This window comes from Protofrankia sp. CiT1 (assembly GCF_917627335.1).
Taxonomy (GTDB): domain Bacteria; phylum Actinomycetota; class Actinomycetes; order Frankiales; family Frankiaceae; genus Protofrankia.
The window spans coordinates 1-6,450 of record NZ_CAKJTP010000042.1 but is presented as its reverse complement, the minus strand read 5'-3'; the positions used below and the strand labels follow the sequence as shown (position 1 = coordinate 6,450).

The following is a 6,450-nucleotide window of genomic DNA, read 5'->3' as shown; positions in this document are numbered from 1 at the left end:
GTGGCGACGGCTTCGCGGGCCGTTGCGGCACGTGTGCGATCCTATCCTCACAGGGTTGGGATCGACGCGTTTTCGTACCGCCGCGGGACACGTCAATCCTGATCATTGATGCGGCCGTCACGGGCTCTTACCGTCGAGTCGAGGTTACGGGCACGCCCTCGGCGAGATCGTGAGCGGCGGTCGTGGAGCGGGGTGCCCGGTGGGTCCAGGAGCCGGTTGGACGGATGGCGACAGCGATGATCGGACGGCGATGATCGAGCAAGGTCAGCTCTTCCCGGACGATCTTCCCCAACCTCCTGGCGACGATGTCGGCTACCGGGGGCCCACCGCGTGCGCCGCCGCGGGGATCACCTATCGGCAGCTCGACTACTGGGCCCGTACCGGGCTTGTCCTGCCGAGCGTGCGCGGCGCCACGGGCTCGGGGAGCCAGCGGCTGTATTCCTTCCGGGATGTCCTGGTGCTGCGGGTCGTGCGCAAACTGCTGGAGGCGGGAGTCTCTCTGCAGAACATCCGCGCCGCCGTCGACTGCCTGCGTGTCCGCGGGATCGAGGATCTTGCCGAGGTCACCCTGGTCAGCGATGGGTCGACGGTGTACGAATGCATCTCCGACGATCAGGTCATCGACCTGGTCCAGGGAGGGCAGGGGGTCTTCGCGATCGCGGTCGGCCGGGCCCTGCGGGACATGCGCGGGCAGCTGTCCCAGCTGCCGACCGAGCGTCCCGAGCGCCCGGAACCGGCCGGGCCCCCGGCACACGCCGTGGTCGGTCATCCCGGGGACGAGCTGGCCGACCGGCGCGGCCGGCGGAGCTCGGCCTGAGCCGGTGGCCCGGCTGAACCGACGGCGGCCGGGAGCGACGCACCCGCGAGTGGGGGCGATGTTCCTGGACCGGGCCCGCGGGGACGGGGAGCATGAGGCGATGACCTCGTCCGGTAGCGTCACATCGGCGCAAGCCCGTCCAGTCAGGGGAAAACCCCGCCTCCGTCGGATCTCGTCGCTAGGTTGGTTCTACCGGTAGGTCACTGGTCGGCAAAGACGTCGCACCACCATCGGCGTGCCATCAGCTTGATCGCGGGGAGGTCGCGGTGCCGGGCGCTCGGCGAGTGCGGACGCTGGTCACCGGCATCCAGGCATGCTTCGGCGAAGCCCTGAGCCTCGCCGACCAGCTGGAGGCGCTGGCGGACGAGGTCGAGTCGGTCCAACCGGACACGCATGCTACGGCGGCGGATACATCCGCTCTCGACCGGGCCCGCCGCTCCGATGGTGCCTGGCAGGCCGTGCCCGCGCCGGCTGAGCGGGTGCCGACCGCGATCAATACCGCGGCCGTGATTGCCCGTGGGCAGGCGTCCGCGCTGGCTGGCGCGGACTGGTCGGCACCGGTGTGGACACCGATCCGCCCGGCCGGGCTTGCCGGGCACCCAGCGCCGGGTGTGCCCGGCAAGCCCGGGTCCGCGCGCACGAGTGTGGACGAGCCCTACCGGCCTGGCCTGTGGCGGGTCGGCAAGGTGATCGTCCCGCCGTTGCTACCCGGCGGGGCCGCCGCCGAGGTCCCGCTTGCTGTCAGTTTGCTCGACGGCGCCAACCTGCGCATCGTGGTGGACCGCGACCACCGTGGCGAGGGGCTCGGTGTCGTGCGCGGCCTGCTCACCCGTGTTCTCGCGGCGGCGCCGGCAGGGTCGGTGCGGGTCGTCGTCTACGACCCGTATGAGCTGGGCGCGGGGCTTGCGGGGTTCGCCGCGCTGCGGGCCGCCGGGGTCGTCAGCCCCACCATCACCACCCGGACCCGCCTGGAAGGCGTGCTCGCCGAGCTCTCCACGGACGTGGGACGCATCACGGTCGACCGGCTCGGTGGCCGCTTCGCCTCGCTGCGGGAACGGGAAGCCGCCGGTCTGCCCCGGGCCGAGCCCTGGCGGCTGCTGGTGTTGCTGGCCTGGCCGTCCCTGGCCGACGACGCGGCCCGGTCGTTGGCCGCGGTCGCCGCCCAGGGGCCCGCGTGCGGTGTGCACGTCATCGCGCTGGTGGAGGAGGGCGCCGCGGCAACCGCCGTCCGGCGGGGGCAGGACACCCTGGCGAACGCCGAGAGCCTGTGGCTGACCCACGGCACCGGGAGCCCTTCCGCCGCGGGCCCCCGCCAGGCTGGCCGCGACCAGCTGAGCTGGCGCTGCTCACTGTCGGGCACGTTTCCATGCGACCTGGATGAGCCGCCTCCCCCCAGCCTGGTGGCCGCGGTGGCCGAGGCCGTGGCCACCGCCGCGACCGACGAGGCTGTACGGCCGCTGAACGCACGCGCCCTGCTGCCCGAGACGCTGTGGAGCTTCGATGCCGCCGGCGGCCTGGCCGTTCCGGTGGCGTTCGGCCCGGACGGCCCGGTGACGTTGCGGTTCGACGACGACACGGTCCACGCGCTGGTCGGGGGACAGGCCGGAGCGGGAAAGTCGACCTTGCTGCTTGATGTGGTGTACGGCCTGGCCGCTCGCTACGCGCCCGAGCAGCTGCGGTTCCACCTGCTCGACTTCAAGGAGGGCCTGGAGTTCGCCCAGTTCGCCCCTCGTGATGAGGATCCGTTCGTGTTGCCCCACGCGGACACGATCGGGATGGACAGCGACCGGGAGTTCGGGGTCGCCGTGCTACGCCATGTCCGCGCCCAGATGCAGCATCGCGCTCTCGCGATGCGCGCTGCCGGCGCCCGGGACCTGCGCGGCCTGCGGATCGCGCGGAGCGGCGCCGGCTGGCCGCGGATCATGATAGTGATCGACGAGTTCCAGGTGATGCTGACACCGCTGGACGCGGTGTCGCGGGAGGCTGTCTCGCATCTGGAGGTGCTGGCCCGGCAGGGGCGTGCCTATGGGATCCACCTGCTGCTCGCCAGCCAGACTCTGTCGGGCATCGACGCCCTGGACGCCACGGCCGGCAAGCGGGGATCGATATTCGGCCAGTTCGCGCTGCGGATCGCGCTGCGTACCTCGATCTCGGAGTCGCGGGTGCTGCTGTCGACCACCAACGAGGCGGCCGGAGCGCTGGCCGGCGTGGGTGAGGCCATCGTCAACCGGCGTAATGGTCATCCGGCCGGCAACGAGCTCGTCCGGGTCGCCTATCCGGAGCCGGCGATGCTCGCGGCGCTGCGCGCGGACCTGTCCCGGGCAACCGCGGCCGGCGGTGCGGGCAACCGACCGCCGAAGGTTTTCGTGGGCCATGCCCCGGCTCTGCTGGAGGACAACCCGCTGTTCCGTTCGCTCGCGGGCACGCCCGTTCCAGTCGACCGTACCGACCCCGACCCCGACGAGGCTGACCGCGGCGCGCTGGTTCCCGGTAACCAGTACGGTTCTGGTGACCAGCGCGGTTCCGCCCGTCGGGACGCGGGGGAGACGGCCGAGCCGTTGGCGCTCGTCGGAGTTCCCCTCGACCTGCATCCCGCCGCCGTGGGCGTACGGCTGTCCCCACTGCCAGGACGTAACCTCGCGGTCCTGGGGCCGCTGCGGCGTGAGGCCGTCGGCGTGCTGCATGCGGCTGTCACGAGTCTCGCGGCCCAGGCCGGGCCGGGCGGCATGCGGGCTGACATCGTCGCCGTCACCGGCGAGATGCTCCCGGCGGCCGGCATCCTCGCGGCCCGGGTCCGTGCTCTCGGCCAGGAGGCAGAGCTGCACCCCCCGGCCTCGCTGCGCCGCGTGCTGCAGGAGATCAGCGATGCGGTGCGTACCCGGGAGGAATCCGCGCTGGCTCTCGGGACGGACCTGCCAGGTCCACACCCCGGGTCGCTCCAGCCGTGGACCGTCGCGGGGGCGCGGGAGGAACCGGCGGCGCGCCGCCAGCGGCCCGCGCGGCTGCTCGTCCTGTTTGCCGCCGATGCCGGGCGTGCGGTCCTGGAGGCCAAGAACCCGGCCACCCGTCGCTCCGGTCTGGACGATCTGCGCTTTGTGACCCGCCGGGGTCCGGGCCAACGGGTGCACCTGCTCGGCTGGTGGCGTGGCCCCGGCCGGCTACTTGATGATCTTGGCCCTACGCATCGTGATGATATCGGGGCATGGGTCGCGGTCGGCGTTCCCGGCAATGACCTGTTCAGCCTCGCCGGCAACCGGTCGGTCACAGCTGCGGCGAGCGTCAACCGGGCGGTCCTGTTCGACCGGAACAACCAGGCGGAAGCACGCACGATCATCCCCTTCGCGCCGTTGCGGCAACCCGTGGACGCGGCATGACCGGGCCGGTCGTGGGCGCTGGCCACAACGGCCAGCGGAACGCACCCCCGGCCTCCGGCATGACTCACGATCACCGAGCGTTGATTGATCTGGTCGAGCAACCGGGTGCGTCGCTCGCTGTGTCAGCCGACGGGCCCGGCCATAGCACCGGCAGTTCCCGTGACCCCGATCTCGACGATCCGAGAACCGCGGCCGCGCACTATCGCGCGCTGCTGGGCGAGCTCGATCAGGCCCGGACCAAGGTGGCGGACCAGGTGCTTGCGGGCCAGGAACGGCGCGCCGCGCTCGCACGGGCGCACCGGGACTCCGCGCAGGCGATCCGGGCCAAAGTCGAAGACGCGTGGCGGACGATGGCGGAGCCACTCGCGCAGCACGGCATCAGCGACCTCGACCAGCTCCGCCCGTCCCCGGTGGCGGATGCCGACGAGCGTGCCGCGTCCGGCGTGGCGCTGCCTGAGCACACCGGCCGGTCATCCATGCGGGCACAGCACCGTCGTGCCGGTGCCGGGGGCCGCGGCCGTCCCAGCAGCGCAGCGCTTGAACGCATCACCCGCTCGGGACGGCCCGCCGCGGGAGCCGGCGATACCGCCGCGTTCGACCCGGCCGGGGCTCCGGCCCGTGCGCACGAACTGTGTCTCACCGCGATGGGGCACGCGGCCGAGCTACGGGCGGTCACGCGGGCCGGCTCGACAGCGTCCGCGGCAATCGTTATCGGCCTGGCCTGCCTGCTGATAGCCGCCGGGGTGACCGCGCTGCGGCTGTTCCTCGATGTCGCGGCGCTTGCGACCCTGCTTGCGACCCTCGCCGTTGCCGCGCTGGTCGCGGGCGTCTGCGTGGCAGCCCTCACCGACACGGGCCGCGTCGAGACAGCCCGGGCCGCGCTGCTTGGAGCGGGTACGGCCGGCGCCGCGGTGCTGGCGACCGTTCGGGTCGCGCCGCTGGACCCACCCGGAGTGATCATTTCTTTGGTGGTGCTTGCGCTTGCCGTCCGTTTTGGGCTTGGCGTCGGAGCACCGCGAGATCCGCGGCGTCAGTGAACCGGCGGTTGTCCGGATCCGATCCCCGCGGCGGTGACAGAAGAAGGGCAGGATTTCTGTGACAAGCACCATCGCCGACGTCAAGTCCCAGCTTGGCGAGGCATTCAGGCGCACCGATGAGGTCACCGGACAGCTGGACGGCGCGTTGACCATGATTGAAGAAGCGCAGGCGATTGTCCTGGCCGCGACCGACGGCAGCGCCCACCGAGCCGTGGAGCAGCTGACGAGCGCTCTGATGGAGACACGCGAGCGCATTCAGGAGTCGCTGGCGGCCCTGGGCTCCGCCGTCCAGGAGGTCCGCGACTACAGCGATGGGCTTTAGCACGCCTGGCAACAGGGGGCGCGGCATCGCGCGGGACCGGGGCACGCACCTCGCGTCATCGCTCCCCGTCCATCGCTCCCCGTCCATCGCTGCGCGATGCACGGGTACCCCGGCTCGTCGGTCGCCCCCACCACCTCCGGTGACTCTCTGTGATCATTTCACTTTTCGCGACGGCGAGGACGGCGCCGACCCCGCGACGGGCGATTACGGGGTCGTCCGTCCACCCGGCGACAGTGGCAATCAGGTCGGGCTGCGAAGGCTTCGACGTCGGCGCTGCATCCGTCCGGGTCTACGCTGGGGCAGGAAACCATCGGTTGATCATTACGAGTTCTCGCAAACCGTCATGATCGCCGATGGCTTCTTCGTGTCCTGACCTGCGTCGGAAAGCGCTGGGTCGGGCGCCCACCGTCAGCCCAGGGACCACAACTGATCACAAAAGTCAGGTTGGAATACTCACGGGCTTCGCCCCGGCCCGGCGAGGCGTGTGTCTGTGGCCTGGCTGTGATCTGGGGCTCCGGTCGGGCGGTGTGACGGGTTGACGATGAACCCGTTGTGATGCCGCTACCTGGCGGCGGTGTGGCCAGTGGCCGACCGTCCCGGACCGGAGCTGATGATGACGCTACCCCGCACGATCGCCCACTTCCCGGTTCCTCACCGGTTAGAGGACGTCGCCGTTCCCCAGGTTCCGCAGCCTGTTTCGGCCGGGGAGAGCCTCCCCAGTTCCCGCCGTCACCATCTGGACGTTCCGTGCCCCCTACGCCGAGGAGTTCCTCGCGGCCGCATGCAACCACCGAACCAGCCTGTGCGCCGTTCCACGAGGCCCCTTTCCGAGGGAACCAGGTTCATCCCGACCTGATACATCCACACCCACCACCCCTATACGAACCATCTGACACCCCC

At 71.3% G+C, this 6,450-nt stretch carries 4 protein-coding genes; all 4 read left to right on the top strand.

Annotated features, from left to right (window positions below; all coding sequences use genetic code 11):
* Nucleotides 1–250 precede the first annotated feature (250 nt).
* The 4 genes from MJ785_RS09595 to MJ785_RS09580 all read left to right on the top strand — a co-directional run bounded on the left by MJ785_RS09595 (nt 251) and on the right by MJ785_RS09580 (nt 5,550).
* Complete coding sequence (locus tag MJ785_RS09595) at nt 251–817, top strand: MerR family transcriptional regulator (RefSeq protein ID WP_239309470.1); 567 nt, start codon at nt 251–253, stop codon at nt 815–817.
* A 266-nt stretch (nt 818–1,083) separates the two neighbouring features.
* Nucleotides 1,084–4,191, top strand: a complete 3,108-nt coding sequence (locus MJ785_RS09590) for an FtsK/SpoIIIE domain-containing protein (protein WP_239380497.1) — start codon at nt 1,084–1,086, stop codon at nt 4,189–4,191.
* Complete coding sequence (locus MJ785_RS09585) at nt 4,188–5,228, top strand: hypothetical protein (RefSeq protein WP_239380495.1); 1,041 nt, start codon at nt 4,188–4,190, stop codon at nt 5,226–5,228. The genes MJ785_RS09590 and MJ785_RS09585 overlap by 4 nt, the downstream gene beginning before the upstream one ends.
* Before the next feature lie 58 nt (nt 5,229–5,286).
* A complete protein-coding gene (locus MJ785_RS09580; protein WP_239309475.1) occupies nt 5,287–5,550 on the top strand; it encodes a hypothetical protein in 264 nt (87 codons plus the stop codon).
* Nucleotides 5,551–6,450: the final 900 nt, after the last annotated feature.